Raw genomic sequence first — 25,821 nt, forward strand, 5'->3', positions numbered from 1 at the left:
GATAAGACCATTATAGAACATTTTCGACAAGTTCGATCATCGGGTAATTTTCTTTGAACTCTTTATGATTAGTTGCCTTTATTTTTTCGGTTTCATTGGCATGAAGAAGATAATATCTACACTTGTCGGCAAGGCCTTCATACGCAAAAGACTTAAAAGACACTTTTTCGTAAGGATTAATATCGGATTCTTCCGCCACGATAAAACATTTGTTGTTCAACAGATAAGATATTCTCGGCGCTTCAAATATTTTTGCATCATAAAAATGCATGCTCAGGGCGATCCTGGTCCTTGCGATGATTTCATCTCTTTCTTTGCCGTATACCCCGAAAAGCACCTTGACGTTTATGTTCTTAAGTTCGTCCAGTACTTTTTTTCTTCTTTCGTTGATGCTCCCGTAGAACAGGACATCGATGTCTTTGTTGTTGCCGGCATCCGGAATTAATTCGAGTTTTTCATGGTAGCCGACTGGCAGATATTTTGCTTTAAGGCCTCTTTCGTTCAACCGCTTAATGTTCTCCAAAGAATAATCCCATATCTCAAATGCGTTCTCCAAAAGTTTTTTCTGGTTTTCGCTGTCCCAGCCCCCTTCCGCACCTATCTGCTCAAATTGATATGGGATATATTTTATTTCTTTCATCCCGTCATTAAATGGGATAAGGTGATAGCCCAAAACAATATTGGTTTTTTCTTTGTTCAGATAGTTTTCTTTTATCTCTGCTGCTATTCCGAGCGAATCAAAAGAGCTTTTAAGTAGTAATGCTATTTCGTCAAAGCATTTTGCGTGAATATAACCATCCGGATGAATGAGACAGATATTATACATTTATAGTGTTTTATGTTTTTCTGCTATATTTTCTGCAAGTTCCTGTATCAGCTTATGATCATTCTCTTTAGGATATCCTTTTATTATTACCGGCTCTATCAGTTCCACTTTCAAATTAGTCAATTGTCCTGTTATTGTCTCGACAAGCTTGCTGCCCCAGCCGAATGAACCGATAAGTGAAGCAAATCTTGTCTTTGGCCTCAGAGCGTTTGCGAGATAAGCGGCATAGACCGCCAGCGGATGCGCCTGCGCAAGCACAGCAGGAGCCCCTATTACAACAGTTGCCGCATCTACTAAGGACATTGCAAGTTCTCCGATATCTGTCTTCGGGATATTGAACGGTTTTACTGTGATGCCCTTTTTAGTCAGCTCGTCCGTTAATATCTCTACCATCTTTTGGACACTGCCGTGCATGGAAACATAGGGTATCACGACTTCATTGGCAACTTTGTCCGATATCCAGTCTTTATAAGCTTCGATTATGAACTTAGGGGTCTGATAGACCGGACCATGGCTTGGACAGATCATGTTAATTTCGTATGAGGCAAGTTTTTCAATATGGCCTTTGATACTCACTCTGAATGGCATCATTATCTCCGCATAATATCTTTTTGCGCTTTTATATACATCCGCTTCGTTCTCAACAAAAAGGCCTGACTGCGCTCTGTGGGAACCGAGAAAATCGCACGGGAATAATATCTTATCTTCTCTAAGATATGAAAATATCGTTTCCGGCCAGTGTACCCACGAAGCATGGATGAACTCCAGCGTCTTGTTCCCCAGGGAAATCGTCTCTTTATCTTTTACCGTTATTATTCTGTCTTCAGCGGCAAGAGAAAGATCCACAAGCATCCCTTTGCACTTCTCGCTCGAGATGACCTTTGCCTTCGGGAACCATTCAAGTGCATTCGGGATCGAACCTGAATGGTCCTGCTCGGCATGATTGCAGATGATATAATCAATATTTTTTATTCCTAAAGATGTCAGATTTTCTTTGAGGGTTGCTGTCTTTGTTGGATCGACTGTATCAATAAGAACGGTCTTTTCACTGCCCTTGATCAGATAAGAGTTATAGCTCGTGCCGTCGGGAAGCGGTATCAGCTCATCAAAAAGCCTTCTGTCCCAGTCGACCGCGCCAACCGCGAAGATATCATCTTTTATTTTCTGTGCCGCCATTATATTGCTCCTTTACTTTATACCTAATATTATAAGCCACACAGGCAGGTATATCACCGAAAGAACTGAAGAAATGATCGTCAGCGTCGCGATCAAACCTTTGTAAAAATCATACCTTTCACTGAACACTATCATTGATACCGCGACCGGCATTGCGTTCATGAGCAATGCAATGTTTTTTTCTGGCCCATTAAGGTTGAAATATACGCATGCCGCCAGTGCAACCAGTGGCAGAATAATTATTCTGAGAAGGCTCAGCACAAACGCGGCAGGGACGCTTTCAAGTCTTTTGCCGAACATGACCATGCCCAGCATGAACAGGGCCACGGTCGCTGTGGTGCCGCCAAGCATATGAAGCGTCTGGGAAAGAGGAGAAAACATCCTCACTTTTAAAAGCGCCATGATAAACCCGGCGAAGATGGATATTATAAGAGGGTTCTTGTAAAATACCGAGATCAGCCTTTTTATTCCGCCCAAAAAGGATATCCGCCCCATTTTATACAGTTCCAGTACCAGCACAGTCAAAATAACGCCCGGTATCGCGATCGCGGCGACAGACAGGACCGCCAATTTCTCCGCGACCAGCGTTGGGAACGCGAACATAATAAAAGGGATCCCGAAAAATGCCGTGCTCCCGAAGGCAGTACAGAATATCAGAAGATAGAGAAGTTCCTTTTTGAACCTGAAGATTAAGAATAATAATAAATAGAAGGCGGCAATGATCATTGTCGGCAGAGCGCAAGCGATCATAAAATTGAGCGTACTCTGGTTAAATTCGGTTTCGGCAATGTTTACGAACAGAAGCGCCGGAAGCGCAAAATAATAAACATAGGAACTGAAAGATCTGTCATCTTCCTTCTTGAATATCTTAAATGCTTTTGACAGATACCCCAGAAGTATCAGCAAAATTATCGGCAGCAATGTCCTTATGATTATCTCTGCCATAGATTTCCCGTTTCAGCTCTTCAGCTCTTCAGCGCTAATATATGTCGGCGCCGTTTTCGGGGATTTTCCTTTTAAATACTCATGATAATAGGAATATGTCATTGGTTCTTTATCGGATAACACCCTTGAATCTGTGATCTCGCCGATGAATAGCGTATGTGTCCCGACATCAAGAGATTTTACAACCTTTCCTTCAAGGCTTGCGACGGCAAAATCAAGCACGATAGGAACTTTTGAGGTGCCTGTTTCATATTTTGTATCCTTAAATTTATCGGTATCTCTTCCACTTTTAAATCCGAACTTCCCGATGAATATCATCGGAGTTTCCTGCGACAGGACCGAGACAGAAAATATTCCGCTTGAAGAGATGAATTCATGTGTCAGGTTCTGTTTATTTATACAAACCGCTATCTGCACTGGCTCCGACGTCACCTGGAATACCGTGTCGGCTATCTGACCGTTGATGTTGCCGTCTTTAGTCGAACAGACGACATACATGCCGTATGACAATTTACGAAGGGCTGAAGTGTCCATGGATATATTTTACTACATAAGATGGCGGCATTGAGTATTAACGGCGGGTTATTTATTTCCAACAAAAAGGCCCTGTTTTTTAAGCAGAGCCTTTCGTTTAACTTACGGACACGACAGAGAGGGCAGGTGTAGTCGCGCCCGCGTTGGGACTTAATTTTCCGTCGCGTCCAGCCCCGCAACGATCTTCTCGAACTTCGCCATCGCCTTTGTGCCTTCCGGAGTACCGGCCCTTCTTATGGCCAAGAGGTACCACTGCAGCGCAGCGTTGCCTCCGCCCATCTGATCATTTACCGCTTTCATCAGTTTTTCATGCGGATGCCTTCTTGCCTGACTGAATGCAGCTGTCAGCTGAGTATAATTGATATCCAGGGCCTCGCTTAATGGCATTCTTAGTGGGTTGATGTCCGGCGTATTCACGCCTTTGTATCCTGCCATCTGAAGCGCCCATGCAATCGGTTCGATCATATCAAATTCATAAGCCCCTACGTTGTCATCGATATCATAATTTCCTTTCGGCTGACCGTTCCAGTGTATGCAGAACAACCTTGAATCCATCAGGCAATCCATGAATGCAGCTGGCAGATTTTCAAATCCCATCTGCATGTGTCCGATCTCCGGGGTCATTCCTACCATTCTGATCCCATGATCAAGCAATGCCCTGTTGGTTGAACTGGTAAGCCTTAATTCAATTGCCCTGGCAAATGTCAGTCCTTTTGCCGTGGAATCCATATGGTTAACGCCTCTTGGCTCATATGGTTTCGGTTCCTTTGTAGCCTGCTGCCCGGGCACCGCATCCATTGCATCTGCTGTCGCACCGGCTATCATATCCCTGACCCATTTGTAGTTGCAACCGAATGTATTTTCTACCCCGTCTATACCATACCAGTGGTTTACGGTCGGGATCCCCAAAAGATCTGCCATCTGGAAAGTTTCAAGCTGCCTTCTTCTGGCAAATTCCCTTATCGCCTTGTTCGTGTTGGTCAAGGAGCCGTGCTGGAAGATCGCATCAGCAAAAAGGAGAGGAACTATCGAATCCACCCCAATGCCGGTTTTTTGCATCATCTCTACCCATTTTACAACGTTTTGAGGACCAAGCTCTCCTGGATAGTGGCACTGCAGGGATATTTTAACGCCGATTTGTTTCTGCATCGCTGCCGTTCTCTCAAAGATCCACTGAACCCACTGGTCGCTCCCTTTCTCACCGCCGCAGAGTTCCTTTACATCTTCGTATCCGGCATGGAATCTTGTTCCGCTCTTTGGATAATACCAGACGCCCGCCGAAGCATTAAGCGGGATCTCATGTGTCGACATTAATTTGATCCGATCTTTCCCTGTTAATGCTAAATTAACCGCCTGATGCCTTGTATCGATCACCTCTCTGTCCGCTACAAAACGCATCCCCAATCTTTGTCTTAGGGGTGCATTTACTTCTCTTACATTTGCCGGAAGCCCCAATGCTTTCGCGCTTATTTCTGATGGTGCCGGGATCACTAATTTAACTCCCATTGTTCCTTCTCCTTATTTATAATTTATCTTTCGGGTTTCATATGAAGACCTCACAAAAAATCTTTTTATTTTGGATTTGTTCCCTCCTTTTCAATTATTATATCTGCTTCGAAAACTCTACATTCTTCTATCGAACGCCTTTTCCGGAAATTTCACTTCATTTTTGACAGCAGGTATTTTTCGACCAGAGCCTTCGGGTCATTGACCTGATCTGTCTGTATTGCGTCAATAAAAAGTTTTGCCGGATAAAATGTGTTCTTGGGCCTGGCCGTTTCAAATGTATCGATGCCGGACAACTGCGCCAGCGCGACTGACTTTTGTATCCCCAGAGGAAATGGGGTGTTGGACGGCTCGAGCCCCAACACCTGAGTCCTGGGTATTTTCCCGTCTGTTGACCACGGTGTCGCTGTCTTTGATCTGTTCTCTATCCACCTTGCCAAGAACGGCGCATCCTCTCTTTTCCATGCTGCCATCATCGCTATTCCGAGCTTCGGGTTGTGAAGAAGGAACCATGCGTATTTCAGGTCCTTGGGAAATACCTGGGCAGTAAAATCACTCTGCGACATTATGTTTTCGGCCGGGCTGAACGTCGACAGGTTTATGAGCGCTCCTGTCTTGCACAATCCAAAAGGCCAGACTTCTTCACCGCCTTCTTTCAGGAACTGGCTTGCGCCTCCGAAATCACCCGGAAAATTATGCACGCTTGTCCCATACGGGAGATAAAGTCTGGATGCGAGAGCGAAAGCGCCGAAATTCATGTGTTCCGCCCATGTGATATTCTTATTTTTGTCGTCCTTGTTCTCGCATGATGTGCATATTTCAACAGATGTTCCTCCGGGAACGAACTGGAATCTTCTTGCCACGGACCAGCCGGTTATAGGTAGTTCCGCCTGAAGGACCATTGCTGTTTCACCAGAAAGGGACCTGTTTAATGTCCATGGAACAATGTTAGCTTCGCTGTGCAGTCCACCTGTTTCTTCCATCTTTCCCGGGCCGAATGCCGGAAAGCAGAACGATGAGCCTCCGACTGACGCGCAGCGTTTCCTCACGTCCCTGCCGCCGTACTCGTCGAAAGCGGGATCGTCCAGCCCGACTTGTTGCGGATCATGCAGTTCCCACGGCGCTTGCCAGAGTATATTTGTCAATTCTCCATTCCTGTTAAGGACGCTATAACGTCCGATATTGCCGCCGCCTGCAAAAACGGAAAATTCCATGGCAAGCGCGTTTGAAAGAAACCCTTTCGGTCGGAATGATTGTGCCCGGAATCCTATCCTCGCTCTAAATGTATCGCCTGAAGAAAAATCTATCCTATTTCCCATAATTACTCCTTTTCTTTTAATTATTATTGATTTGAAGCCACCGATTTGCACGATTTCCTATTTCGATGCTGCATGGGCTTTTACAAGATCTGCCCACGGTCCTTTGTCGTTCGTCGGACAATAAGTAATATTTTCCGATCCTTTTTCCAGCATATCCATTACTTGGTCACTTTCATACCCCGAGCCTATGAGCAGGGTCGCGGCATTGCCTATCGGGGCAAGAGCTTGAAAAGTTGTTGTCACGTTCATCTGTGTTACGTTCGCAAGCGCTTGTAGCATCATACGATCGTTGATCAGGCCGCCTCCCACTATGATCCCGTCCGGTGTCCGGCCGTATAATTCATTCGTCAACGCCGCGTTCTGCCCAACCGCTTTCCCCATCGCGAGCACCATTCCCAGTACAACGCTTTTAACGATCTCGGCCTGGGTGGTCGGGGCTTCCTGACCAGTATCTGAACAGAATTGTTTTACCGGGCTGATCACCGGCCCGCCTTGCCTGTATAAGAATTTTGGGCTCATGATATCTATGACCGCGGCTCCGGTATCAGGGTTATGCACACCTGCAAATAATCTTTTGAACCTGTCAGTCTGGTCTTTCAGGCCAAGTTCCGCCAGCAATGAATCTATCAGCATTGTTCCCATCACGTTCATGACGCCAAAAGTCGCCGCTGTCCCGCCTTCAACGCCGATCTTATGTTTGTAAAGGATTTTAATCGTCTCGTCTTCAAGCCCTACGGCATCGATAAGCGAGCATACAAGGCTCCAGGTGCCCGTAGATATGAACACATTATTACCGGTGGATAGATATTTCAGCGCGGCCACCGCACCGGCCGTGTCGTGCAATCCTGCCAGGACGACCTCGGCCTTATCGCATCCCATATCATTTAAGATCTCGGGCCTTACATCGCCCATTGACGTGCCGGTCGGCAGAATCATCGGAAAAGCCGATACCGGTATGTCGAGCGTGTCTAAGAGCTGCTGGTTCCATCTAAGGCCGTCCCTTTTTGCACAGTTGAACACCCTGGCAAAGCTTTCTTCGGTTGCATGAACGCCTGTTAGAAAATGGTTCAGTACGTCCGGGGTCCCAAATATTCTTGCATCAGAAGGGATCTTATGTCCGGAAATTGATATGGCCGCAAGATGGAATAGATTGTATACTGTCTGCCATCCCTGTCCTGCAGACTGGCTGTGTATCATTTTAAATGCTTTTTCAAGATCACCGCCTGCGATCATATCCGCGATATACTGCGCTCCGGCGCTTTGACCGGGATGCGTGTACATCGTAAGCGGCGTATGGATGCTCCCGTCACCGTTCAAAATTTCAAACCCCGCACCAAAAGTATTTACCGCGATCGTCCTCGGAATAGAACGGTCGTATCGCCGGCTCACATCGAAAAGACTTTCACTGAAACCTTTCAGAAGTCCCGCCTTATCGATCATATGGTCTGTCACAGTAAAGGGAAATGTCGCGACTCTCTCTTTTTGAACAAAAGAGAGCTGTCCGTCTGCATTGTGGACCTCAACTGTCAGCCATCTTCCTGTACCTGAAGCTCCAAGATCTCCGATTATCAACAATCTTTCAGGGCGCTGTTCACCGTGCATTGCTGATGGTGCTGTTTTAGGCAGGACCACGGGTGCGGTCAGTCTTATATTCCTTATTAACGGTGTTGCCATGTTCTTTTCTCCTTTTTGTCATCCACAGGATCTTATCGATACGATATTCCCCAAATTTCACGCAATTGTTAATTCTTACGATTCCGAGATCACTTCATCTGCGCCTGCAGACGGTTTTGCCTCAAAAAATTCGGGCTCATAGATATCCGGATAACCTGCTTCTCGCTGTTTTTGCACATATGATCGTGCTATCTCTGCTTGCGTCTCCGGGGTCATATGTTCCGGAAGGGCGACTCCTGACAGGAATCCTCCCCCTCCTCCTCCCATCATCTTCCACGCAAATGAAAACGACTGCTTTTGGAATTCACGCGAACCTTTTATGGCTTCCGCAGTCGCCTGCCTTAAAAGATCAAGGTATAGCCTTTCCTGAACTTTCCCATCCGCATCTCTGACAAGGGTCGCACTCACCCGGAATTTACCGGTCATTGAAAGCTCATCTCCTTCTTCATTGATCGCTTCCAGGCATCCCATAATATTATTTGCACGAAGGTTCCGGATAAATCTCAAAACCCTTGCCCTTTCCTGCACGACATAGATCGCCCGCATAAGCATATCCGCCCTTGCGCGGGCATCATATTTTGAAGAACCTTCTCCCGCAGATTTTGCCGCCCTGTGCATTGCTGCATCAAAGTCTCTTCTTTTTGTCGCTGTCAGACTGATGATCTGGTTTTCCGAGTAAGCCGAGACATGCAATCCCTTTCCCGCAGGGACTTTAAATATTGTGGGCAGAAGTCTTCCAAGCCGTTCAAGTTCCCCCCTGCGTTCCATATAATATGTTCCGCCGAGGCCTCTTGCCACGCCGCTGTTGATGAGGTAAAAACCGTAACCGGCATTTGTCAATGGCGACAGGTCGACTGTTGTTATCTTTGAAAGATCGCCGAAATTTATTAATATTGCCTTGTTCTTCCCGCTGAATAAAGATGCCATCTGGTCAAGCAGCCCGCATTTTACCCGTACATACGGAGAATGCTCTGCTGCCTGGGCCAGATGGGCGATCTCGGTTTTTGATTTGTTCCAGCCGAATACAGCGTTCAATGCGAGGTTCATCCCCACGCAAAGCGCGGCCGATGCTGAGGCTCCTTTCCCGATAAGGCCGGCGCTGTTACCACTGATCTGGATCCGCATACCTCCCAAGGGCAGTTTGTTTGAAAGAGCTGTGCTGAAAATACCGAGCATGTATTTGCCCCATGGATCTGACGGGTTTTTGGGAGCTTCCGGCGGATGTTCCAGGGCAAAAGAAAATTCCGGTTCTTTCATTGCCGGCGAATGGATCTCCACCTTGTTGGTGCCCGGCGTCGGCGCAACGGCAATAACCGTCCTGAACGGAAGGCCAAATGCTATCGTAAGATTTGTGCCGTCTCCTTCTATTACGGAATAATCAACATGGTCCCCTATCGGCACCGCCCTCAGGGGCGCGGAAAATATCCTTTGCGGGGGGGTCTTAAACCTTCCCGCGAATGTACTCTGGATCTGCCTGAATTCAGCTTTCGGTATAATAAACATTTTGTGCCCTCAGATCTTATCTCGCAAATATACAAAACTATTACAACAATCTATCGGATGATATTTTGGGAAATTTCAGTGAATTTTTAAATTCTTTTTTCTGGCAAGGTCGGCGGCAAAAGAAAAATATTTTTCTTTTTTTTATTGTCTGAATACATATCGGACGACCCCTCCCACCTTTACCTTTTCAGCATCTGTAAGCTGTGCTGTGCCGTCGGTGGTCAACGATGAGCATATCGCGAGAAGATCTAGCGCGTATTTAAGTCCCGCCACTATTTTTCTTCTTTGCCCTGTCAACGGTATCACCGCTTCGTCTATCCTCAGTTGAAATTTGTTCATGGCCTCCAATGTTGTTGCCTCGAACAGTCTGTTCGGAAAAGGAAAGACATTCCCCATGGATGCCACGGAAAAGGTCGCCCCTGCCTTTAGCGCTTCTACTATTCTCGTTTCATCTCCCTGTCCCACTTCCACGAACCTGCTGTAACTTTCTATCCTTTCAAGGTCGCCTGAACTGTCCTTGATAGCGGGGACAATATTTGCTATGGAAGCCATCGTTTCCGGCAAAACATTCTCCCCTCTTGTGATCCCGGGATTATTATAGAAAAACAAGAAAAGCCCGCTTCCTTTTATTGTTTCATTCAGCCTTTCGGCGTGCCTGGCAATATCTCTGTTATTCCTGATGTAATATATCGGGGCTGCGACTATCCCTTTAATGTTATTGTGCACATTTGTTTCGGCTTTCCCTGCCGCGGTCCTCAATCCCGCGACAAAAGCCGCGTTTTCCAGGGTCTCCTCCTCTGAATCACCCGTAACATTCACAAAGACATTCAGGCGGGTACCCGCGCATGCCGAAAAACTTCTGATAGTTTCTCTTCTGACCCCGCTCGGAAGGAATCTGAACTCCCCTGTTTCTCCCATTACGAAGATTGATGTACCGCCGATCTCTGTCAAATGCCTGACCAGACGACCTATCCCTTTGACATCCGGCAATAATCTTCCATCCTCCCTTATTAGCGGTGTTACGACCGGTGTGATATTTTCCCTCGCAAAAAGCGTTTTTCCTCTATGAACGATTTTTGTTGCCGGCTTTAGCGGTAATGCGTGATTGATGTTCACTGAATTATGGCTCCTTCTTATCAGAACTTTTACAAATATCTATCGGCGGGTATTTTTTGAAATTTCAGCGAATATCAGGGAGACACATAAAAAGGGAGGCTTGGGTCCCTATCCTATCTTTAGAAGCCAGACCCCTATCACAGCGAGGATGACTCCGAGCAGCTTCAAAAGGCTGAAGGATTCTCCTAGAAGAAAGATGCCAAGTACAAATGTTATAAGAGGGTAACTGCCCGATATTGGGACGATCCTGGACATTTCTCCCCATTTAAGCGCGTGGTAAAAAAGTATCGTCGCCACAAAACTCGCCAGGAACCCGCCGGTCATGACAAGCAGGGCTGACCTGAGGTCGACTGATCTTATTTCCGCCGGCTTTAAAAAGAAAAGTACAAGTATCACCAGACCGATCAAAACGCCGCAGCTCCGGTAAAAAAGCCCGACAAGGGGTTCTATCTTCCCGAGTCCTATCTTTTCAAGCAGGGGGACAAATCCCCAGATGACGGCCGCCATTATCGCTAACCAGAAAGAGCTCATCTTATTACATTCTCTCCAGTGTTTCTTTCCCCGTAAATCCTTCTTTGATACCAAGCAAGACTGCCGGCGCGTTGACTGAGACCGCGCTTGCTTTGAGCAGATCATCTAATGTATTAATAGAGCCTTCAGCGGCTTTAACTTTTACCGCGGGAAAACCGAACTTTTCAAATGTCGCAATATCTATTATCCCGCAGCCCACAATGCCTTTATTCGTCTTTGCAAATACGAGCTTGACCGGGCCAAAGTCGATAATGTATCCGTCCGCGCTTTTTGATGCTAATTGAATTTTTTCGGTTTTCATTTTTAAAATCCTCGCCCCGCCTTGGCCGGGACCGGCGGTGAGGTTATATCGCCAGGACCTTCGCCAGTTTATAAGAATCCATATCAATCTGTTTTTTCGCTTTTAATACTTCTTTTATCGGGAATGAAGTGATCTTATTTTTGTTGGTCGCGACCATCCTGTTCATCTTTCCCTGCAGGATGAGATCGACCGCCTCTTCACCGAATTTACACGCGAGGATCCTGCCGAACGCGTTCGGTGTTCCGCCCCTCTGTATATATCCGAGGATCGAAACTTTGACATCCAGGTCCGTTTCTTTCCTTATCTCGTCCGCGACTTTGTTCGGATCTCCGGCGCCTTCCGCCATGACAATAATACTGCTTGATTTGCCTCTTTTGTGTCCTGCCAGAATATTCTTTACGACACTGTCGATGCTCCACTTTACTTCGGGCACAAGGATGACTTCGGCCCCGCAGGAGAGCCCTACCTCGACCGCCAGGAACCCGTGCTCCCGGCCCATCACCTGTACTATAAAGACCCTCTCGTGTGAAGACGCGGTGTCCCTGATCTTATCTACAGCTTCGACCGCCGTGTCTACCGCTGTCATATATCCGATCGTGAAATCGGTGAGCGGCAGATCGTTGTCGATCGTCGCCGGGACCACAACGCACGGAAAGCCAAAATCATCTTCAAGTTCTTTTGCTCCGTGAAGTGACCCGTCGCCGCCGATTATGACCAGGACATCTATCCTGTTCTTTTTAAGGTTGGAAAAAGCTTTTTTTCTTGAACTCTTTTGCTTGAACTCCGGGGACCTGACAGTATGAAGGATGGTCCCCCCCCTGTTGATTATTCCGCCAACCGATTTAACGTCAAGAGGGCAGATTTCCCCTTTTATCAGTCCCGCAAATCCTTTTTCGATGCCGACGACCTCAAGGCCGTTAAAGATCGCTGACCGGACAACCGCCCTTATCGCCGCGTTCATTCCTGGAGCATCGCCGCCTGTCGTAAGCACACCGATTCTTTTAATTTTCATGATTTTATCCTTTGGCATAATTATATCACTAAGCTAAAAAGGATTATTCTTGCTGAAATCCGGCAGATATGTTTCCGTCGACGACATTTCCTGTATCAGATAGTTTTCCAGCTTCAAGCTCTGCGCGTGCCTTATCACATCCCAATATTCTTCCGGTGTTATCTTCCTGTTAAGCTCGGGATATTCTTTAGCTTTGTTCTGCGGGCTGTACTGCGACATTATGCTTATCCATATATCCTTTGATATGGAGGACAAAAAATCAAGAACTTCTTTTCCGCCTGAAATATTGTTTGGCAGGCCCAGGTGCCGCACCAAGAGGCCTTTTAGGGCGATATCTTCTCCATCCAAAACTAAATTGCCGGCCTGCCTGAACATTTCTTTTATCCCGGCCTTTGCGGTCTCGACATAATTCTCGGCGTTGGAATATTTTTTAGCTTTTTCATCATCAAAATATTTAAAGTCGGGCATATATATGTCGGCTATTCCGTCAAGTATCTTCAAAAGCTCTAAAGAATCATAACCGTTGGTATTATAGACGACCGGAATATCCAGGCCTTTTTCAAAAGCGATCTTCAAAGCCGCAAGTATCTGCGGCATGAAATGGGTCGGCGAAACAAGATTGATATTATGGCAGCCTTTTTTCTGCAGAGACAGCATTATGTCCGCAAGTTCTTTTTCGCTGACTTTTTTCCCGAGGTGCTTCTGGCTTATTTCGTAGTTCTGGCAATAAGCACAAGAAAGGTTGCAATAAGTAAAGAATATCGTTCCCGAGCCTTTTGTCCCTGAAAAAACAGGCTCCTCTCCGAGATGCGCCGTATAAGATGAAATATATATATCTTTTCCTGCTCCACAGATGCCTAGCCCGCCTGACGTCCTGTCCGCCCCGCACCTGTGCCCGCATAAACAGCAGCGCTTTAAAAGTTCCTGCGCCTGTTTTATCCTCTCCTCTATGATTGTTGCTTTTGATGGCATTGTTAGATATCATTATATCAACCCAAAAAGCTCTATGAAAAGACAACAGCCTATAAAGATCGCCCTCTGCCAGATCAACCCGACCGTCGGGGACCTAAAAGGCAATGCACAAACAATAATTGGGAATATCAACAAATGTAAAGAACTCGGGATTGATATTGCCGTTTTCCCCGAGCTTGCTGTCACCGGCTATCCTCCCGAAGATCTTCTTTTAAAGGCGAATTTTGTCGGCGACAACATCGCCGCATTAAAAGGAATAATCAAAGATTGCAGGGGCATAGTCGCCGTTATTGGTTTTGTTAATAAAAAAAGCGGGAGGCTGTTCAACTCCGCTGCAGTAATAAAGGACGGAAGAATTATCGGTATCTATGACAAGATATGCCTTCCTAATTACGGCGTGTTCGACGAAAAAAGATATTTCTCGGCCGGGAACCGTATTGTGAAATTCAAGCATAAAAATCTTACTGTCGGTATCTGCATATGTGAGGACATCTGGGACGATGGCGGGCCCGCATTCAAGCTCTCAAAAGAAAAGGTGGATTTGATATTTGCAATAAATGCTTCCCCGTATTCCGTTGAAAAGTGGAAAGAAAGAGAAAAACGGGCAAAACGGCTGGTGAAAAACAAAAGATCTGTTTTTGCTTATTTGAACCTTGTTGGCGGCCAGGATGAACTTGTTTTTGACGGCCACTCCTTTGTCATGGGGCCTCAGGGAAAGATCCTTGCCCGCGGTAAACAGTTCGAGGAAGATCTGATCGTTTTTGAACTTCCCTTAGCCCGCGAACCACACGCCACGAACCATGCACCACTTTCAAGGGCTGCCGAGATCTATCGCGCACTCTGCCTGGGCCTTAAAGACTACGTCAGGAAAAACGGCTTTAAGAAAGTCTTCCTCGGCCTTTCCGGCGGTATAGACTCGGCGCTGGTAGCAACCATAGCCGCTGATGCTCTCGGGAAAGATAATGTTGAGACGCTTTTTATGCCTTCACGGTACACTTCGGAGCAGAGCCTGGCTGATGCGATGCTTCTTGCGCAAAACCTCGGCATCGAATGTAAGGAGATCGGCATTCAGGGCATACTTGAAAAATATATCGGGGAACTGGACCACTATTTCAAGGGGATCCCTTCAAACGTCGCCGAAGAGAACCTTCAGGCGCGCATCAGGGGAAATCTTTTGATGGCTTTCTCGAACAAGTTCGGCTCCCTGGTCCTGGCGACCGGCAACAAAAGTGAAGTCTCTACAGGCTACGCCACTTTATACGGGGATATGGCCGGAGGCCTTTCGGTAATTAAAGATGTCCCTAAAACCACTGTTTATGAGCTTGCGGATTATAGAAATTCGGTCTCGCCGGTCATACCGCGCACAATAATCGAAAGAGCGCCCACGGCGGAACTAAAGCCGGGCCAGAAAGACCAGGACACCCTGCCTGAGTATGATGTGCTGGATAAAATAATCGATCAATATGTCGAAAAGGATAAAGGCGCCGGCGATATAGCAAAAAAAGGGATTAGCAAAGAAGTCGTTGAAAGAACGGTCCGCATGATAGACATGAATGAATACAAAAGACGACAGTCCGCCCCCGGGATAAAGATCACTCCGAAAGCTTTCGGAAAAGACAGAAGGCTGCCCATAACAAACCGTTATCCCGGATAACATATCCGGATTTGTCTGTTTACATTCTTTATAAATGAATATATAATTTCTAAAACAATGAGTTTGGAACGCGTCACTATCCCGCGGATGCTGAAAGACTGCGCCGACAAGTTCGGGCCTTATGTCGCGCTGCAGATGAAGGCTGAGAATGGCGGTTATAAAAAGATCACCTACGCCGAGCTTCACGCTGCCGTACAGGACATCGGATTCTTTCTTCTTAAAAACAGGATAAACAAAGGCGACAGGATCGCCTTGTTCTGCGAGAACAGGCCTGAATGGCCTTTTGTTTATTTCGGTATAACTAGTATCGGAGCGATAGTGGTGCCGCTCGACCCGAAATTGGAATCCGGAGAGATATTAAATCTTTTAGAGAACAGCGGAGCACTGATGGCCTTTTGTTCGGACACGCTTCTTTCAAAATTGGAAAATATAAAGGCGCGGGTCCCGTCATTGAAAGAGATCTTGAACATCGACAAAGACCTTGAGGGCATCTTGAGCTCGTCTTACTTTGACGCCATGCCGGTCGACCGGGCGGAACCCGATGATATCGCGTCCATAATCTACACGTCCGGAACGACCGGCAATCCCAAGGGAGTTATGCTTTCGCATAAAAATATTCTTTCGAATGTGGTTGAAATAGCCCCGATATTTCACATGATAGGCCCGGGCGATAATTTCCTGTCGGTGCTGCCGAACTATCACGCTTTCGAGACGACGGCCGGCATGTTCTGCCCGATCTATTTGGGCGCGACGATCACTTATGCCGAAAGCCTTAAATCTTACAGCCTCATCAAGAACATGCAGGAGACCAAGGTGACGGTCCTTTGCGCCGTGCCGCTTTTATACAAACTTTTCCTTGACGGGATCAAGCGGCAGGTAGAGGAGAAAGGGGGGTTCGCCAGGGTCCTTTTTGCCCTTCTTTTTCTGCTTTCGCGGCTGTCACGGTTATTCCGGGCCAATATCGGAAGGTTTCTTTTCGGCATGGTCCACAGGACGTTCGGAGGAAATATAAAATTCTTTGTCTCGGGCGGAGCCGCGATCGACCCGGATATAATAAAAGAATTTGACCTGATGGGTTTTACCATCCTGCAAGGTTACGGTCTTACGGAGACAGCCCCCATCCTTTCCGCCTGCACCCTGGATAATAATGTCTTTGGTTCAGTCGGAAAGGCCCTGCCCGGCATTGAGATAAAGATATCGAATCCAAACAGCCGGGGAATAGGAGAGATCACGGCAAAAGGCCCCAACATAATGAAGGGATACTATAAAAACCCGGAAGCGACCGCAGAGATCTTAAGGAATGATTGGTTTTATACCGGCGATCTCGGGCGGATCGATGACAAAGGCAATATCTACATCACCGGCAGGTCCAAAGATGTGATAGTGCTGGGGTCCGGCGTCAATGTATATCCTGACGAGGTTGAATTCATCCTTTCCAAAAGCCCGTTCATTCAGGAGATCTGCGTCTTCGGCGGTTCTATCAGAAAAGGTGCAAAGGCCGGGACAGAAGAAGTCCGGGCCGCGGTGGTGCCGAATATCGAAAAGATCGCGGATTGGGTACTAAAAAGAAATTCCCATCTGACGGACGATCTGATATCCGAGATCCTCGGCAAGGAAATAGACAGTTACGGAAAGTTGTTGACGGAATATAAAAGGGTCTCTAAATATTATGTTTCGAGAGAAGAGCTCCCAAAGACCGCGACAAAAAAGATAAAAAGGTTCCGGGTAAAACAGACTTTTAAGGAGTAAACATGGAAAACCTCGATCAGGAAATAAGATCCATCATTTCAAGGGTGATAAAACTCCCCGAAGACAAGATCGAACCGAACACGGACCTTTTTAGGGACCTGGGGGTGGATTCCCTTCTCGGGGTCGAGATATTTGCGACGCTCGACAAAAAATACAAGATCGATCTTCCGGAAAAAAAGCTGGAAAAGATCCGGACTCTAAATGACATAATAAGCCTTGTCAAAGAAAAGACGGGCGGATGAAACCGTGAATGAAGACACCTCTTCATATTGGCGGAAGGTCCTGAAACTTGACGAATTGAACATTTGTGATGTCGCCTTGAAATGCGACAGGCATCTGATATCGCTCAGACGGCCTTTAAGGGCTTTTGCATCTTTGTTGTTCTTCAAGATGTTCCGCCTGTCTTCATCCGGGGTGGAAAACCTTCCCGAAAAAGCGCCTTTCATCATCGCATCCAATCATGCAAGCAGTTTTGATTTCCCTGCCGTCTTTTTGTGCCTTCCAAAATTTCATCGGGATAAGGTTTGCGTTATCTATAAGGGGCTTTACGATAAGATCCCTTTTGCAAGGATGTTCATAAAAAGTTTTGCCCCATCATTCTCCGTGGACAGCAAAAGTGATTTTTTGAGCGCGATGTCCACCGCTGCGAATGCTCTGATGTGCGGCAGGATCCTTTATATAGCTCCCGAAGGGACCAGGAACTCGGGGGAGATCCTTCCTTTTAAGGTGGGGGTCGGTGCTCTCGCAGTTGAGACCGGGACTCCTGTTGTCCCGGCTTATATTAAAGGCTCCGACAAGGCTCTGCCTAGAGGCAGTTTCATCCCGAGGAAGCATCCCATAAAAGTATTTTTCGGAAAACCGCTTGATCCGCGGCCTTATTTTGAGAAAAAAAAGAGCACTGCTGCTTATGATGTATATAAAGAATTCGCGGACGACCTCCGGCTTTCAATAATAAGGCTTAAAGAAAAGGCCTAAGAATGATTTGATTTACAATATCGGGATCTTGTTATATCATATCCTTAGCTTTCACTTTTATTCATCAAGGAGTAATAAATGAAAAGAGTTTTCGTTTTGGTTTTCGTTCTTATGTTCCTTTCTTCCTTGGTTTTTGCGTCGCCCCGTCCTGTCCCTGGCATCTCACCCGCCAAAGGGAAGGTCATTCCCGAGACCCCTTTCCTGAAACAGGATGAGCAGAATACGCCCACTATGGGAGAGCTGTCTCAGCCTATGGTGATGAAAAGGCTGAACCTTCCTGCGCTTCTCACCAGAAAGGATTACCGTCTCGGGATAAGGTTCGGCTTGATGGCCCCTTGCGACAGCGTGTCCGTCACGAAGGATTGGCCTTTTGCCATCGGTTTTGATTTTGACGGCAAGCTCAATAAAAATCTTGATATCGGGCCCAGGATCACTTATGTGAACAAGAAATTCAATAATGGCACAAGCGTCAATGCTAACTATGGTTTTCTCATGCTCGGCTTCGGCGGCAGGCTATACCTTGCATATTTTGGTGACTATGGCAGCGCACACGGTTTTCTCAACGCTTACCTAGCGGGGGATATTAATTATGCGATAGCAAATAAGGGCTTTGATCTGTTGCCCTCTTCGTCTTCTCCTTCGTCTTTCAGCGGTTTCGTGGCAAATGCCGGCATTGGTATGGAGGCGGCATTTAGCCCCAATAACACCGGGTTCGTGGATGTCCGTTATCAAAAAGGCAGCACTAAGGACTCGAACGGGATAAGTTTTCCTGATGAAGGGTTCTTGTTAAGTCTCGGAACACGATTATCCTTCTTTTAAGAAGGGCTTGAATTGATATAACATTTGCTATATAATTTAATAAATTTTTTATAAGGGGGTAATCATGAAAAAAGTATTGTTTGCAGCGCTTGCCGTTTCTTTTATTATCATTGGCCTTTCCGCTGTATCCCAGGCCGCCACACCTGGCAGTGTTGCCGTCCCGGTGGGGGAAAGCATGTCAAAAGCTACTCTTGTCACGCAGGTAGATCTCCCCGCATTAATGAACAGAAAAACGTACAGGCTTGGGGTAAGGGGCGGGCTTATATCTGTTTCAGACACGACAAACATTCAAGCCGAGGGTACCGCTACATTCGGTTTTGATTTTGACGCGAAGCTTAATGAAAACCTCGATACGGGCCCGAGATTCACTTACATCTGGAAACGTTATAACAACGGGACCACCGTCAACGGGAGCTACGGCATAATGGCTTTCGGTTACGGGGCAAGAATATATGTCACCTATTGGGGCGATTACGGAAGCACTCACGGGTATTTGAATGCTTACCTGACGGGCGATATTAACTACTGCGCCGCAAACAGATTGACGGACAGTCGGACGGGTGGTTCTCCGTCCTCATTTTCCGGATTCGCGGCCAATGCCGGGGCCGGAATAGAGGCGGCATTCGGACCAAACACGACGGGTTTTGTCGAATTAAAATATCAGAAGAGCGGGCTTCGGGATTCTAATAATGTAGAACTTCCGCTCGACGGATTTGTGTTTAACCTTGGGACAAGGCTGGCATTCTTTTAGAAATTGATTTAAAAGGAGAGGATTATGAATAGACGCGTGTTTTGGGGATCATTGGTGATCTTGATCGGCATTATTCTGCTTCTTGAGGCTGCGGGAATTGTCACAGGGAATATCTGGAGATATTTCTGGGCGGTATTATTGGTCCTTATCGGAATAGGAATACTGGTACCTGAAAAATAGTGTTCACCGGACTGCTGTTGCCCTTCTGAAGAACAAAAAGAGTGCCGGTAAAAAACTTATTACGGCTCCTATCAGAAGCGTGTGCGGGGCACCTATGAAATGCGCCAATGCTCCCGCCTGAAATGCCCCTATCGGCATCAGCCCCATAAAGGACATCGAATAAAAGCCCATAATACGCCCGCGCAATTCATCCGTGACCGTGTACTGCAGAAACGTGTTGACCGATATGGCCTGTGTCACTATATTAAACCCCAATATCAGCAGCGCCGCGCATGAAAGAAGGTAGTTCCTTGAAAACGAGAACAGCACGGCCGCCAGCGCCATCATCGTCGTGCTTACGATTATCGTCCTGGTAAAATCTTTTTTTGCCCCGAACTGTGCAAGAAAGAAAGCCCCGAGCAACGCACCAACCCCTGAAAATGACATCAGGACCCCAAGTCCTTGCGCCCCTACATTTAGTATGTCTTTTGCAAATACGGGCATAAGCACGGCATAAGGCATTATGAACAATGACGTGAACGCCATGAGCACCAGCGAGAGCAGCACTTTCCTGTTTTGCAGCACATATTTTACTGAATCCATGAACGCTTCTCCAAAGTTCGCCTTTTGCATGGTTTTTACTTTGAATATACCTTTTATCATAAGCAGGCTTACTATAACTGCCAGGAACGAGACTGCGTTAAGATAAAAACAAAGTCCGACGCCGAAAGCTCCGATCAGATATCCCGCAACAGCCGGACCGATCACCCTTGCACTGTTGAAGGAAAGTGAATTGAGCGCTATTGCATTTGAAAAATGATTGCGTTCCACAAGGTTCACTACGAACGCCTGCCTTACCGGAGAATCGACAGCGTTGGCCAATCCAAATACAAGCGCCAAAAGACATAGATTAAAATAGTTGATCTGCCCGGTGGATATCAAAAGTCCTATCAAGAAAGAAGCAATGGCAAATACTATCTGTGTGGCAAGGAGCAGTTTTCGCCTGTCCATGCGGTCCGCCATGAACCCGCCCAGCGGGGACAAAAGAAGCACCGGGATGCCCGCGATAAAGTCCACCAGCCCCAGAAGGAACTTTGAATTTGTTATGTCATATGCAAGCCACCCTTGCGCTATCATCATCATCCAAAGACCCACAAGAGAGACGAACTGGCCGATCCAGAAAATGCGGTAATTCTTGAACCGCAGCGCATGGAACGCTTGCGGCAGTCTTTCCCAGATATCTTGAGCTGCTTTATTATTTGCCATATTTATATAATAACTTTGATGGATCGCGAGAAATTGCTTGTTTTGACGTTAGAGCACGGATGTTCTTTAATCAGTTAAAAGTTAAAGAACTTTGTCCCCGAAGAGGTCCCCGGATTTTCCTGCTTTCTTAACGGCTTGACGCTGGGCATTGCCTGCTTCGGCAATATAGGATTAAACGCTGCGGCGGATGGTCTTTTCTGCTGGGGCTCTTTTTGCATTTCATCCCGCATTTTCTGGAAGTTTAGCACCACTTTATCCGCGCTCTCGGTCGAAATTCCGCTTTTTTTATCCGCAAAATAGATTATGTCGGTGTCCCTCACCGGTCCGTAGACCTTTATCCCGACTCCGTCGCCCTTTTCGCCTTGAGGACGCGGCTGTGTTCTATCTGGATGGATTCGACGGTCTGGACCATGTCCGTTGTGTGCCCTTTTATATGTATTATATCCCCGACCTTTAACGGCCTCTTAAGTGTTGTTGTTACTACATGGAGCTTGTCAAAGTAATGCTCGGCGCTGCCGATGACTTTTTCTTTTGGCTTGGACGCCTTCCTGGATGCCGTTTTTTTCGCTTTCTTTTTTAATACCATAGAAATTTTCCTCCTTTTTATGTTTTGGCGAAATTATAGCATAATTTTTCACCAAAAGTATTTAATGGTATATCGTCTTGCGTGATATACTAAAATCATGACAACCTTGATACTTATGCGCCACGGCGAAACGGCCTCAAATGTGGAACAGATCTATCAGGGTCAAGGCGATGGAGAGCTTTCGAAGAATGGGATAGAACAAGCCGGGCATGCCGCCAATTTTCTTAAAAAGACCGGCATTTGCGCTGTATACTGCTCTGACCTTAAAAGATCTGTCGATACGGCAAGAATTATCGCCAAACCGCATGGGCTCAAGGTCAGGCCGCTTAAAGATCTGAGAGAAAGATTTTACGGGGAATGGGAAGGGTTGAAATATTTTGAGATAGAGAAAAAATATAAGGGCCTTTATAAACTGTGGCTTATCCATCCAAATAAAGCTGACATTCCAGGGGCTGAAAAACTAAAGGGGCTGCAAAAAAGGGGCGTAAGAGCGGTTGAAAAGATAGCAAGATCTCATAAAAATAAAACGGTTTTAATCGTAGGCCATGGGGGCATTAACCGCACCATATTATTCCATTATTTAATGCTCGGCCTGGACAACTTCTGGCGTATTAGGCAGGAGAACTGCGGTATGAATATAATCAAGTTCGCGGCTCCCTATCCGAGGATCGTCCTGCTCAACAGCACTTCACATCTCGGTAAAGATCACATAAAAGAGAACACTTTATCATAACCTTTCGGGCCCACAAACGCCTTTCTTTTTCTGATAAAATAGAAATTGGCGCGAATTTTATTGAAAGGAGAAACTGATGTTCGAGAACATAGCGAAAAAGTACTGTAAGAAGAACTCAAAGGCTGCCGGGATGACAATTGAAAAAGTTATCGGCAGGGAGGTCCTTGATTCAAGGGGCAACCCGACCGTTGAAGTGGATGTCATAACAAAGAACGGCACGCTCGGAAGGGCGATAGTGCCTTCCGGCGCATCAACAGGCATCCATGAAGCGCTTGAACTCAGGGACGGCGATAAATCAAGATATCTTGGCAAAGGCGTTCAAAAAGCCGTTGCCAATGTTTCTATTATTGAAAAAGAACTCAAAGGGAAGTCCGTGACAAGCCAGGTAGAGATAGACGAATTGATGATAAATCTCGACGGCACGGCGAACAAGAGCAAGCTCGGGGCTAACGCCATTCTCGGCGTTTCTCTCGCGGTCGCAAGGGCTGCGGCAAACGGGCTCGGGATCTCATTGTATAAATACTTCGGCGGTAAAAAAGGCGTAACTCTTCCCGTTCCCATGATGAACGTCCTGAACGGCGGCGCTCACGCCGGGTGGAATACAGAGTTTCAGGAATATATGATCACCCCTACCGGCGCTACAAGCTTTAAAGAAGGGCTCAGGATCTGCGCGGAAGTCTATCACAACCTTAAAAGTCTTGTAAAAGCAAAAGGCGCGCCTACGACTGTCGGCGATGAAGGCGGCTTTGCTCCCGCGCTCGGTTCGAACGAAGGAGCCCTTAAACTTATTGTTGAAGCTATCGAAAAGGCGGGATATAAACCCGGGGCCCAGGTAAATATCTGCCTCGATCCTGCTTCATCGGAGTTCTTTAAAGACGGGAAATACGAACTGAAAAGCGAAGGGAAGTCCCTCTCGCCTGCCGAGATGGTTGACCTATATGTGGAATTAGTTTCCAGATATCCTATCATTTCAATAGAAGACGGCCTCGCGCAGGAAGACTGGGAAGGCTGGTCGCTCATCACAAAAAAGATAGGCAAAAAGATACAGCTTGTGGGTGATGACCTTTTTGTCACGAACATCAAGCTCCTGGAAAAAGGTATCGAGCAGGGCGTCGCGAACTCCATTCTTATCAAGCTTAACCAGATCGGATCGCTGACCGAGACGCTGGCTGCCATCGAGATGGCAAAAAAAGCAAAGTATACTGCGGTCGTTTCTCACAGGAGCGGAGAGACCGAAGACACAACAATAGCGGATCTCGTAGTCGCAACGAACTCCGGAATGATCAAGACCGGCGCGCCGGCCAGGTCTGACAGGGTCTGCAAATATAACCAGCTGCTGAGGATTGAAGAAGAACTCGCCACAGAAGCTGTTTATCCGGGTCTTTCGGCTTACAAAAATCAATAGAAGGAGGAAAACATGTCTGAAGCAAGTATAGTTCTGCCGATTTTGAGGCCTCTTGAGATCCATCTGCTCTGGTTCGTTCTGGGTTCCGCGGTGATCGCTCTTTTGTACGGTATGTATATGGCGTGGAAAGTCCTCAGGGCCCCTCAGGGTTCTAAGGAAATGGTTGATGTGGCCAAAGCGATCCAGGAAGGATCCACGGCATATTTGGCCCGACAGTTCAAAGTAATGGGCATATTTATCGCCCTCATAACTGTCGGCCTTTACTTTATGTACGTGCCTGTTTATCCGAACAACCCTTCGCTCCCGATCGGCATTGCGGTCGCATTTCTGCTGGGAGCCTGCGCTTCGGCAGGAGCGGGATTTGTGGGCATGAGCCTTGCCGTCCGCGCTAACGTGAGGGTGGCAAACGCCGCACTCACCAGTTTTAAAAAAGCCCTCGAAGTCGCTTTTCAGGCCGGCACTGTTTCAGGGATGTTCACGGTGGGTCTCGGTCTTTTGGGTGCGACAATAATATTCATGATATTCAAGCAGGACGCGATGAAAGTATTGGTCGGGTTCGGGTTCGGAGGATGCCTGGTCGCGCTTTTTATGAGGATAGGCGGCGGTATCTATACAAAAGCTGCTGACGTCGGAGCTGACCTGGTCGGTAAAGTTGAAAAAAATATCCCCGAAGACGATCCCAGGAACGCAGCTGTCATCGCTGATAATGTAGGCGACAACGTCGGCGACTGCGCCGGTATGGCCGCGGATGTTTTTGAAAGCTATGAAGTCACGTTGGTTGCCGCATTGATACTTGGTGCGGCGACTCTGGCTGACAAGGGCTTTCAGGCTCTCTTTGGCGGAATGGCCGCTCTTATGGCCCTTAAGCTTATAATGTATCCCCTGCTGGTCAGGGCCGTGGGCGTATTTGCATCGATCTTAGGGACCTGGTCAGTCAGAGGAAAAGATACTGAGGAGATCGGTGATCCGATGAAGCCCATCAATTTTGGTTTTTGGGTCGCTTCAATAACTTCTATCATCGGTTTTGTGGCTATCTGCTATCTATATCTGAATTATCCCGTCAAAGGCGCTGAATGGTGGAGGTTTGCACTGGCAACTTTTGTAGGTATAGTTCTGGCGGTCGTGATAGAAAACCTGACCAATTACTTTACTCACACAGAAAATAATCCTATTAAGGAAACGGTTGAATCTGCCAAGACCGGCCCGGCAACACTGATACTGTCGGGTTTTGCGCTCGCTCAGGAATCTTCTGTTTGGTCCATTGTCGCTATCGCGGCAACGATCTTCGCATCAATGGCAATATTCGGCGGGAATTTGGCTCTATCCGCATACGGCGTTGCGCTGGCGGGCCTTGGGCTTTTGACAACGACGGGGTTCATTCTTGCTATGGACACCTACGGACCTATATCGGATAACGCTAACGGCATATTTGAAATGTCCGGAACTTACAGGGGCGAAGGCAGCAAAGCTGAAAAAATAGTCACCAAGCTGGATGCCGTAGGCAACACGACAAAAGCTCTTACAAAAGGTTTTGCTATCGCGACAGCGGTGATCGCTGCGATCGCACTGTTTCGGTCCTTTGTTGAAGAAGGAGGACTGCTTAAAACGGGTATCCAGCTGAATATGTCCGACGTGTTTATCGGTCTGCTCCTTGGCGGCGCCGTGACGTTCCTTTTTTCTTCATTCCTTATCAAAGCGGTGGGAAGAGCTGCCCAGCTGGTCGTTGAAGAAGTCCGGAGACAGTTCAGAGAGATCCCGGGGATCATGGAAAGAAAGAACAAACCGGAATATTTTAAGTGCGTTGATATCGTAACCTTTGCCGCGCAAAAAGAATTGATCGGTCCCGCACTGCTGGCTATCTGCACCCCGATTGCTGTGGGTTTTGCTTTGGGAACAGCAGCACTCGGAGGTTTTCTCGCGGGAGCAATCTTAGTCGGGCAACTGCTTGCGGTTCTTCTGGCAAATTCAGGCGGCATCTGGGATAACGCGAAGAAATCTATCGAAATGGGGATGTTAGGCGGAAAGGGCTCCGAAGCTCATAAAGCGGCTGTCATAGGCGACACGGTCGGAGATCCGTTCAAAGATACCGCCGGACCGGCGCTTAATCCTCTTATCAAGGTAATGAACCTTGTTGCTCTTTTGATAGTACCTATCATATTTACCGGCGTGGAAACAAAGGTCAAATGGACAATAGTGACCGTTTCAGTATTGCTCATAATACTTGCTGTCTATTTGAATAAGAAGGGTAACGCGGCAAAAGTTTAAAGCTGAAGATTTGTTAAAGGAGCCTGAACCTTAACGGTTCGGCT

At 47.1% G+C, this 25,821-nt stretch carries 26 protein-coding genes; 10 read left to right on the forward strand and 16 right to left on the reverse strand.

The genetic code is table 11. The annotated features are described in order from the left end of the window. Positions 1 to 10 precede the first annotated feature (10 nt). The 13 genes from NTZ10_05595 to NTZ10_05655 all read right to left on the reverse strand — a co-directional run bounded on the left by NTZ10_05595 (position 11) and on the right by NTZ10_05655 (position 13,415). A complete protein-coding gene (locus NTZ10_05595; GenBank protein ID MCX5749697.1) occupies positions 11 to 826 on the reverse strand; it encodes a hypothetical protein in 816 nt (271 codons plus the stop codon). Then, positions 827 to 2,002 carry an FprA family A-type flavoprotein gene (locus NTZ10_05600; GenBank protein MCX5749698.1) on the reverse strand — a complete coding sequence of 392 codons (1,176 nt, stop codon included), beginning with the start codon at positions 2,000 to 2,002 and terminating at the stop codon, positions 827 to 829. A gap of 12 nt (positions 2,003 to 2,014) precedes the next feature. Further along, a complete protein-coding gene (locus NTZ10_05605) occupies positions 2,015 to 2,947 on the reverse strand; it encodes an AEC family transporter (protein MCX5749699.1) in 933 nt (310 codons plus the stop codon). 12 nt (positions 2,948 to 2,959) lie between these two features. Further along, a complete protein-coding gene (locus tag NTZ10_05610) occupies positions 2,960 to 3,481 on the reverse strand; it encodes a flavin reductase family protein (protein ID MCX5749700.1) in 522 nt (173 codons plus the stop codon). 150 nt (positions 3,482 to 3,631) lie between these two features. Next, entirely contained in the window at positions 3,632 to 4,987 is a 1,356-nt protein-coding gene (locus NTZ10_05615) for a hypothetical protein (GenBank protein MCX5749701.1), read from the reverse strand. Positions 4,988 to 5,139: 152 nt separating this feature from the next. Then, the gene (locus NTZ10_05620; GenBank protein ID MCX5749702.1) at positions 5,140 to 6,306 is read right to left on the reverse strand and encodes a hypothetical protein; all 1,167 of its coding nucleotides are present in this window, start codon (positions 6,304 to 6,306) and stop codon (positions 5,140 to 5,142) included. Positions 6,307 to 6,363: 57 nt separating this feature from the next. Beyond that, a complete protein-coding gene (locus NTZ10_05625) occupies positions 6,364 to 7,980 on the reverse strand; it encodes an FGGY family carbohydrate kinase (protein ID MCX5749703.1) in 1,617 nt (538 codons plus the stop codon). Positions 7,981 to 8,055: 75 nt separating this feature from the next. Then, positions 8,056 to 9,483 carry a hypothetical protein gene (locus NTZ10_05630; protein ID MCX5749704.1) on the reverse strand — a complete coding sequence of 476 codons (1,428 nt, stop codon included), beginning with the start codon at positions 9,481 to 9,483 and terminating at the stop codon, positions 8,056 to 8,058. Positions 9,484 to 9,624: 141 nt separating this feature from the next. Next, the gene (locus NTZ10_05635; GenBank protein ID MCX5749705.1) at positions 9,625 to 10,599 is read right to left on the reverse strand and encodes a dihydrodipicolinate synthase family protein; all 975 of its coding nucleotides are present in this window, start codon (positions 10,597 to 10,599) and stop codon (positions 9,625 to 9,627) included. A gap of 108 nt (positions 10,600 to 10,707) precedes the next feature. Beyond that, complete coding sequence (locus tag NTZ10_05640) at positions 10,708 to 11,130, reverse strand: EamA family transporter (GenBank protein MCX5749706.1); 423 nt, start codon at positions 11,128 to 11,130, stop codon at positions 10,708 to 10,710. A gap of 4 nt (positions 11,131 to 11,134) precedes the next feature. After that, a complete protein-coding gene (locus NTZ10_05645; GenBank protein MCX5749707.1) occupies positions 11,135 to 11,431 on the reverse strand; it encodes a YunC family protein in 297 nt (98 codons plus the stop codon). Between the two features lie 43 nt (positions 11,432 to 11,474). Beyond that, the gene (gene pfkA, locus NTZ10_05650; protein MCX5749708.1) at positions 11,475 to 12,443 is read right to left on the reverse strand and encodes a 6-phosphofructokinase; all 969 of its coding nucleotides are present in this window, start codon (positions 12,441 to 12,443) and stop codon (positions 11,475 to 11,477) included. Positions 12,444 to 12,476: 33 nt separating this feature from the next. Beyond that, the gene (locus NTZ10_05655) at positions 12,477 to 13,415 is read right to left on the reverse strand and encodes a radical SAM protein (GenBank protein MCX5749709.1); all 939 of its coding nucleotides are present in this window, start codon (positions 13,413 to 13,415) and stop codon (positions 12,477 to 12,479) included. Between the two features lie 34 nt (positions 13,416 to 13,449). On the opposite strand from NTZ10_05655, the gene NTZ10_05660 reads away from it, so the two are divergent. From NTZ10_05660 to NTZ10_05690, 7 genes are all read left to right on the forward strand, one after another. Further along, positions 13,450 to 15,069 (forward strand): NAD+ synthase, encoded by a 1,620-nt coding sequence (locus NTZ10_05660; GenBank protein MCX5749710.1) that lies wholly within the window; start codon positions 13,450 to 13,452, stop codon positions 15,067 to 15,069. Between the two features lie 57 nt (positions 15,070 to 15,126). Continuing rightward, positions 15,127 to 16,818, forward strand: coding sequence for an AMP-binding protein (locus NTZ10_05665; GenBank protein MCX5749711.1), 1,692 nt, complete (start codon positions 15,127 to 15,129; stop codon positions 16,816 to 16,818). Between the two features lie 2 nt (positions 16,819 to 16,820). Next, positions 16,821 to 17,060: an acyl carrier protein gene (locus NTZ10_05670; protein ID MCX5749712.1), complete on the forward strand. Its 240-nt coding sequence runs from the start codon at positions 16,821 to 16,823 to the stop codon at positions 17,058 to 17,060. 4 nt (positions 17,061 to 17,064) lie between these two features. Next, positions 17,065 to 17,793 carry a lysophospholipid acyltransferase family protein gene (locus NTZ10_05675; GenBank protein ID MCX5749713.1) on the forward strand — a complete coding sequence of 243 codons (729 nt, stop codon included), beginning with the start codon at positions 17,065 to 17,067 and terminating at the stop codon, positions 17,791 to 17,793. Between the two features lie 78 nt (positions 17,794 to 17,871). After that, entirely contained in the window at positions 17,872 to 18,612 is a 741-nt protein-coding gene (locus NTZ10_05680; GenBank protein ID MCX5749714.1) for a hypothetical protein, read from the forward strand. 64 nt (positions 18,613 to 18,676) lie between these two features. Continuing rightward, the gene (locus NTZ10_05685; protein ID MCX5749715.1) at positions 18,677 to 19,363 is read left to right on the forward strand and encodes a hypothetical protein; all 687 of its coding nucleotides are present in this window, start codon (positions 18,677 to 18,679) and stop codon (positions 19,361 to 19,363) included. A 24-nt stretch (positions 19,364 to 19,387) separates the two neighbouring features. Then, entirely contained in the window at positions 19,388 to 19,543 is a 156-nt protein-coding gene (locus NTZ10_05690; GenBank protein MCX5749716.1) for a DUF5668 domain-containing protein, read from the forward strand. Between the two features lie 3 nt (positions 19,544 to 19,546). On the opposite strand, the gene NTZ10_05695 is transcribed toward NTZ10_05690, so the two are convergent. The 3 genes from NTZ10_05695 to NTZ10_05705 all read right to left on the reverse strand — a co-directional run bounded on the left by NTZ10_05695 (position 19,547) and on the right by NTZ10_05705 (position 21,374). Next, positions 19,547 to 20,788: an MFS transporter gene (locus tag NTZ10_05695; protein MCX5749717.1), complete on the reverse strand. Its 1,242-nt coding sequence runs from the start codon at positions 20,786 to 20,788 to the stop codon at positions 19,547 to 19,549. Positions 20,789 to 20,862: 74 nt separating this feature from the next. After that, positions 20,863 to 21,108, reverse strand: coding sequence for a hypothetical protein (locus NTZ10_05700; GenBank protein ID MCX5749718.1), 246 nt, complete (start codon positions 21,106 to 21,108; stop codon positions 20,863 to 20,865). Positions 21,109 to 21,122: 14 nt separating this feature from the next. After that, complete coding sequence (locus NTZ10_05705) at positions 21,123 to 21,374, reverse strand: translation elongation factor-like protein (protein MCX5749719.1); 252 nt, start codon at positions 21,372 to 21,374, stop codon at positions 21,123 to 21,125. Positions 21,375 to 21,471: 97 nt separating this feature from the next. Between NTZ10_05705 and NTZ10_05710 the strand changes: the two genes are divergently transcribed. From NTZ10_05710 to NTZ10_05720, 3 genes are all read left to right on the forward strand, one after another. Beyond that, positions 21,472 to 22,107: a histidine phosphatase family protein gene (locus NTZ10_05710; GenBank protein ID MCX5749720.1), complete on the forward strand. Its 636-nt coding sequence runs from the start codon at positions 21,472 to 21,474 to the stop codon at positions 22,105 to 22,107. Between the two features lie 130 nt (positions 22,108 to 22,237). Next, positions 22,238 to 23,512 carry a phosphopyruvate hydratase gene (gene eno / locus NTZ10_05715; protein MCX5749721.1) on the forward strand — a complete coding sequence of 425 codons (1,275 nt, stop codon included), beginning with the start codon at positions 22,238 to 22,240 and terminating at the stop codon, positions 23,510 to 23,512. A 12-nt stretch (positions 23,513 to 23,524) separates the two neighbouring features. Further along, a complete protein-coding gene (locus tag NTZ10_05720; GenBank protein MCX5749722.1) occupies positions 23,525 to 25,777 on the forward strand; it encodes a sodium-translocating pyrophosphatase in 2,253 nt (750 codons plus the stop codon). Positions 25,778 to 25,821: the final 44 nt, after the last annotated feature.

The sequence above is a fragment of the Candidatus Saganbacteria bacterium genome (assembly GCA_026387835.1).
GTDB lineage: Bacteria > Margulisbacteria > WOR-1 > JAKLHX01 > JAKLHX01 > JAPLKZ01.

Bases quoted from the DNA above. Each gene is read 5' to 3' on its own strand.
- NTZ10_05640 (MCX5749706.1), bottom strand. From the start codon at position 11,130: ATGAGCTCTTTCTGGTTAGCGATAATGGCGGCCGTCATCTGGGGATTT.
- NTZ10_05710 (MCX5749720.1), top strand. From the start codon at position 21,472: ATGACAACCTTGATACTTATGCGCCACGGCGAAACGGCCTCAAATGTG.
- NTZ10_05680 (MCX5749714.1), top strand. From the start codon at position 17,872: ATGAAAAGAGTTTTCGTTTTGGTTTTCGTTCTTATGTTCCTTTCTTCC.
- NTZ10_05620 (MCX5749702.1), bottom strand. From the start codon at position 6,306: ATGGGAAATAGGATAGATTTTTCTTCAGGCGATACATTTAGAGCGAGG.
- eno (MCX5749721.1), top strand. From the start codon at position 22,238: ATGACAATTGAAAAAGTTATCGGCAGGGAGGTCCTTGATTCAAGGGGC.
- NTZ10_05600 (MCX5749698.1), bottom strand. From the start codon at position 2,002: ATGGCGGCACAGAAAATAAAAGATGATATCTTCGCGGTTGGCGCGGTC.
- NTZ10_05625 (MCX5749703.1), bottom strand. From the start codon at position 7,980: ATGGCAACACCGTTAATAAGGAATATAAGACTGACCGCACCCGTGGTC.
- NTZ10_05665 (MCX5749711.1), top strand. From the start codon at position 15,127: ATGAGTTTGGAACGCGTCACTATCCCGCGGATGCTGAAAGACTGCGCC.
- NTZ10_05655 (MCX5749709.1), bottom strand. From the start codon at position 13,415: ATGCCATCAAAAGCAACAATCATAGAGGAGAGGATAAAACAGGCGCAG.
- pfkA (MCX5749708.1), bottom strand. From the start codon at position 12,443: ATGAAAATTAAAAGAATCGGTGTGCTTACGACAGGCGGCGATGCTCCA.
- NTZ10_05610 (MCX5749700.1), bottom strand. From the start codon at position 3,481: ATGGACACTTCAGCCCTTCGTAAATTGTCATACGGCATGTATGTCGTC.
- NTZ10_05605 (MCX5749699.1), bottom strand. From the start codon at position 2,947: ATGGCAGAGATAATCATAAGGACATTGCTGCCGATAATTTTGCTGATA.
- NTZ10_05630 (MCX5749704.1), bottom strand. From the start codon at position 9,483: ATGTTTATTATACCGAAAGCTGAATTCAGGCAGATCCAGAGTACATTC.
- NTZ10_05695 (MCX5749717.1), bottom strand. From the start codon at position 20,788: ATGGCAAATAATAAAGCAGCTCAAGATATCTGGGAAAGACTGCCGCAA.
- NTZ10_05615 (MCX5749701.1), bottom strand. From the start codon at position 4,987: ATGGGAGTTAAATTAGTGATCCCGGCACCATCAGAAATAAGCGCGAAA.
- NTZ10_05685 (MCX5749715.1), top strand. From the start codon at position 18,677: ATGAAAAAAGTATTGTTTGCAGCGCTTGCCGTTTCTTTTATTATCATT.
- NTZ10_05660 (MCX5749710.1), top strand. From the start codon at position 13,450: ATGAAAAGACAACAGCCTATAAAGATCGCCCTCTGCCAGATCAACCCG.
- NTZ10_05670 (MCX5749712.1), top strand. From the start codon at position 16,821: ATGGAAAACCTCGATCAGGAAATAAGATCCATCATTTCAAGGGTGATA.
- NTZ10_05720 (MCX5749722.1), top strand. From the start codon at position 23,525: ATGTCTGAAGCAAGTATAGTTCTGCCGATTTTGAGGCCTCTTGAGATC.
- NTZ10_05705 (MCX5749719.1), bottom strand. From the start codon at position 21,374: ATGGTATTAAAAAAGAAAGCGAAAAAAACGGCATCCAGGAAGGCGTCC.
- NTZ10_05690 (MCX5749716.1), top strand. From the start codon at position 19,388: ATGAATAGACGCGTGTTTTGGGGATCATTGGTGATCTTGATCGGCATT.
- NTZ10_05645 (MCX5749707.1), bottom strand. From the start codon at position 11,431: ATGAAAACCGAAAAAATTCAATTAGCATCAAAAAGCGCGGACGGATAC.
- NTZ10_05595 (MCX5749697.1), bottom strand. From the start codon at position 826: ATGTATAATATCTGTCTCATTCATCCGGATGGTTATATTCACGCAAAA.